At 30.2% G+C, this 3,797-nt stretch carries 4 protein-coding genes and 1 pseudogene; 3 read left to right on the forward strand and 2 right to left on the reverse strand.

Features of this window, described 5'->3' with window-relative positions; genetic code table 11:
• The 3 genes and pseudogenes from ACVC2P_RS10920 to ACVC2P_RS10930 all read left to right on the forward strand — a co-directional run.
• Window positions 1-1,021, forward strand: a pseudogene (locus tag ACVC2P_RS10920) (IS3 family transposase); the annotation flags it as partial.
• 345 nt (window positions 1,022-1,366) lie between these two features.
• Window positions 1,367-1,549: a helix-turn-helix domain-containing protein gene (locus tag ACVC2P_RS10925; protein WP_452598509.1), complete on the forward strand. Its 183-nt coding sequence runs from the start codon at window positions 1,367-1,369 to the stop codon at window positions 1,547-1,549.
• A complete protein-coding gene (locus ACVC2P_RS10930; protein ID WP_452598507.1) occupies window positions 1,515-1,637 on the forward strand; it encodes a hypothetical protein in 123 nt (40 codons plus the stop codon). Before ACVC2P_RS10925 ends, ACVC2P_RS10930 begins: the two co-directional genes overlap by 35 nt.
• A gap of 337 nt (window positions 1,638-1,974) precedes the next feature.
• On the opposite strand, the gene ACVC2P_RS10935 is transcribed toward ACVC2P_RS10930, so the two are convergent.
• Entirely contained in the window at window positions 1,975-2,733 is a 759-nt protein-coding gene (locus tag ACVC2P_RS10935) for a DUF2927 domain-containing protein (protein ID WP_452598508.1), read from the reverse strand.
• 34 nt (window positions 2,734-2,767) lie between these two features.
• Window positions 2,768-3,685: an RHS repeat-associated core domain-containing protein gene (locus tag ACVC2P_RS10940; protein WP_452598510.1), complete on the reverse strand. Its 918-nt coding sequence runs from the start codon at window positions 3,683-3,685 to the stop codon at window positions 2,768-2,770.
• Window positions 3,686-3,797 lie beyond the last annotated feature (112 nt).

Here is a 3,797-nt window from a genome sequence, read left to right on the forward strand (position 1 = left end):
GAATAGTTTTCCTGGGAAAGGGAATTTAAAGTTAACAGATCAAGAGATTATAGCCTTAAAAAAAGAATTACAAGATGCTCTATTAGAGAATGAAATATTAAAAAAGGCGGTGAGCATTTTCTCCAAGAGCGACAAGAAAAATATCAATTTATAAAACACCATAGGTTAAAGTTTCCTGTTGAGAAGATGTGTAGTATTCTAAAAGTAAGTAGAAGTAGTTATTATAGTTGGCTAAAAAGTGGTCCTTCAAAGCGCTGGCAAGCTAATGAGCATATTATGTTTTTTATACAAAAGATATTTGAAGCGAGTTATAAAAGTTATGGAGCACCCAGAATAAAAAAGGAAATTAGAGAAGTACAGATATTTTATTTCTAGAAGAAGGATAAGTAAGCTGATGAAATTATTAGGCTTACAAGTAAGACGTTCTTATAAATTTAGAGTGTTAACCGATTCTAATCACAAATATCCAGTAGCATCCAATTTATTAAATCAAAACTTTAATGTTGACAGAGAAAACCAAGTATGGGTATCTGATATGACATACATATCAACAAAACAAGGTTGGATGTATTTAACTGTAATTATAGATTTGTTTAATAGAAAAGTAGTGGGATAGTCTTTTAGTAAAGACTTAACCACAGAAAACACCATCATTACCGCTTGGAGAATGGCTGTTAATCGAAATGAAATTACAAAAGAATTAATATTTCATTCCGATAGAAGTTCTCAATATGCTAGTGGTCAATTTACAGATTTGATTAAATCTTACAACGGTTTAATAAAGCAATCTATGAGTCGAAAAGGGAATTGTTGGGATAATGCAGTAGCAGAATCCTTTTTTAAATCCCTAAAAGTAGAATGGATCTATAAACACCAATACCTAACTAGATCTCAAGCAGAACTATCTGTCTTTAAGTGGATTGAAACTTGGTATAATAGAAAAAGATTACACACGGCTTTAGGCTTAAAATCTATTGAAGAATTTGAAACAGAAATGAACAATCAAAAATTAGCAGCATAATCTCTCTTCTTTTTGTCCAGTTTTTTGTTGCAAGTCCAACTTTTACCATGATCTATTTTGATACACGACGGTTCAAGAATCCTTATTTTAAAGCCTCTAACAAACTTTCTCTTTTTTCAATATATCTAAGAACGTATAAAAACAGTAACTAGTATTTTTACTAGCTACTGTTTTTCAATTATTTATCTTCTGTATTTTTAGTATGTCCTAATTTGGAACACTACCTTTTTTTACCCTATATTTGTGTAATTGATGTATAATTGTACGTTTTTGTAAATAATAATGACTAAAATAGGTAGTAAAATAACAGACTTACGTAAGGGTAAAGGGTGATCGCAAAGTGAACTGACTAAACAGATTAAAGCTTCTCGTGAGACGATTGGTAAGTATGAACGTAACGAAGCTGTGCCTTCTGTTGAGACTGCTAAAAATATTGCCGGTGTGTTTGATGTATCGTTAGATTATCTTGTGGGAGACGTTTTAAGACCTTCTTTTGATAAAAGGAGTAGAGCGTTTACAGGATTTTGAACTGCTTAACGAGCAATATAAAGGACATTTGTTTGCCCTACTGGATGCCTTTTTAAGAGATGCTAAGGCTAAAAAAGCATACTCTTAACACATAAAAAAACCACACTATAAGTATTTATAATGTGGTCTTTATTTTTTATTGTATATTTTAATAGATAGTGTTTTGAATAAAAGAAACTTAAAAATTATAAGACTTTATATAATTGGTTTATTATTTGTCGTTTGTTATTTCCTATTAGAAAATTCTGACTTCATACCTGAACTTGTTCAAAAATCGAATAAACTTCGCTATAAAGGCTTTCCTATATTTTTTCTCACAGGATTATTAAAATATGCGTTATTATTAGTTGGAATGAGTATTATTATTTTTCTAAGTTTATTTTTAATCAAAGAAAAAATGTAAAGAACAGTTAAAAGCTTAAAAGTTAACCCTTTTCTGATTTCAATATTCTTTTGATAACTCTCTCCACTTTAATAGAATCCAAACCAGACTTCATTATAGGGTGATATAATAATCTAATAATATCTTTATCTAAATCTGAATATTCTTTTATTATATTCTGTTGCTCATATTTTTTTTGATAAAAAATACTATTTGGATACTTTTCAGAATCGAATGCTAAACCTAAACTTTGGGTTATTTCCTCTAGAATTGTAGCTTCTTGACTTTCGAATGAATATTCAGAATCAATAAATATTAATGATTTTTTTATTACATATGTTTTCATGTCGAACTCTGAGTAAGCAAGGCCTGAAACTTCATAATCTATATCTTTAGAGAGTATTTCATAAAAATGTTCATCTAGCTTTTTAACGTGTTCTTTATTACATAAAAAAAGTATTGAATTACTAATAGAGTAATCATTTGTTAAAACTATTTTAAAGCCATCTGTTGCTAATCTATTGATATGGCTAATTGTTTTTTTTATGACTGACACTTGAGGTTTATACTCTTTATCTTTAATTATATAAAGCACCATAGGTTGCTCCCATTTAATTATTCTTTGAGGATTATCATCGTATTCTGATTGCAAAGCAATCAACTTAAAATAATTAATTAGTTTTTCTTCATATTTAGTAGGAGTATACTCCTCTCTTTCTTTTCTTATACATTGAAAAAGGACAAGAAAAAAAACGAAAAATATTAATATAAAAATAAAGGTTTTTTTACTTAAAATTCTCATTTAAAAAAAATTATAATAATAGACAAAAGTCTAATTAATTTCTTTTAGTTCCATCTCTATTTAAACTCACTCTTTTTCCGCTTTTTGGACTTTGGTAGTACATTCCCCCATTAGGTCCCGAAATTATATCTACGTTTTTACCTGAAACTTTGATTTTTTGACCCGTTCTGGTATGTCCATTAGGTAATGCAGATGAAGGAGCCCGGTTAGACGTTCTTGTATTACCACGTTTTGATTTAACACCCGAAGAACCTCCTAAACCTTTAATTACCATCATAAAAGGGTCAGGTGTAATCAATCTTGCTACCTCGAGTACTAATGCCTTATTTTTTGAATTAGTTCTGTCATACACAATTTCTCCGACATTATCTACTTTACTAAGGTCTTTCGTTTGCTCTACACTAGAATCATTTGGAATCACTATAATATTCCCAGTAGCCTTTGTGCTATTTGACACAACAATATCTCCATCTTCAACATTAGATTTTATTTCACCATCTTCTCCAATATAATTTTCTCCAAGTTGGCTTTCTACCATATCATTAGCCTCTTCAGCAGTAAATCCATCTCTTTCTCCGTGCTGTTTATATAACGACCAAGCACTATCACCTTTACTCTTTTCCGCTTCATAAGTAATTGTACCATCATCTCCCACTCTTCGTATCCAATCAGGGTTTTGAGGAGCCATACCATCTGGGTCTATAAAAAAAACAGGGTTATCAAAAGCATAATTATAAGGAGAGTGCCTTCTCATACTTTCTGCTAATGGGTCGATATTCATCCAGCGTCCAATAGCAGGGTCATAATTTCTAGCCCCAAAATCAAGAGTTTTCCAATCAAACGGATCATTAGACTCTTCTTTTCCTCCGAATCCATACGGATGATCACTACCTATAATATTGTCATTATACCCTTCGTGTTTAAGACCAAAAGGATAATAGTTAAAGATGATTTTTTTACTATTTCACTAAAAAACCACCCCTTTTACTTCCTTTTATTACAGTATTTTTAAAGAACGTTTTGTTCTATTAAGAATATTAAATTTGGAATTACTATCCCCAAAA

Source organism: Pontimicrobium sp. MEBiC01747, assembly GCF_053601635.1.

Bases quoted from the DNA above. Each gene is read 5' to 3' on its own strand.
- ACVC2P_RS10935 (WP_452598508.1), bottom strand. From the start codon at position 2,733: ATGAGAATTTTAAGTAAAAAAACCTTTATTTTTATATTAATATTTTTC.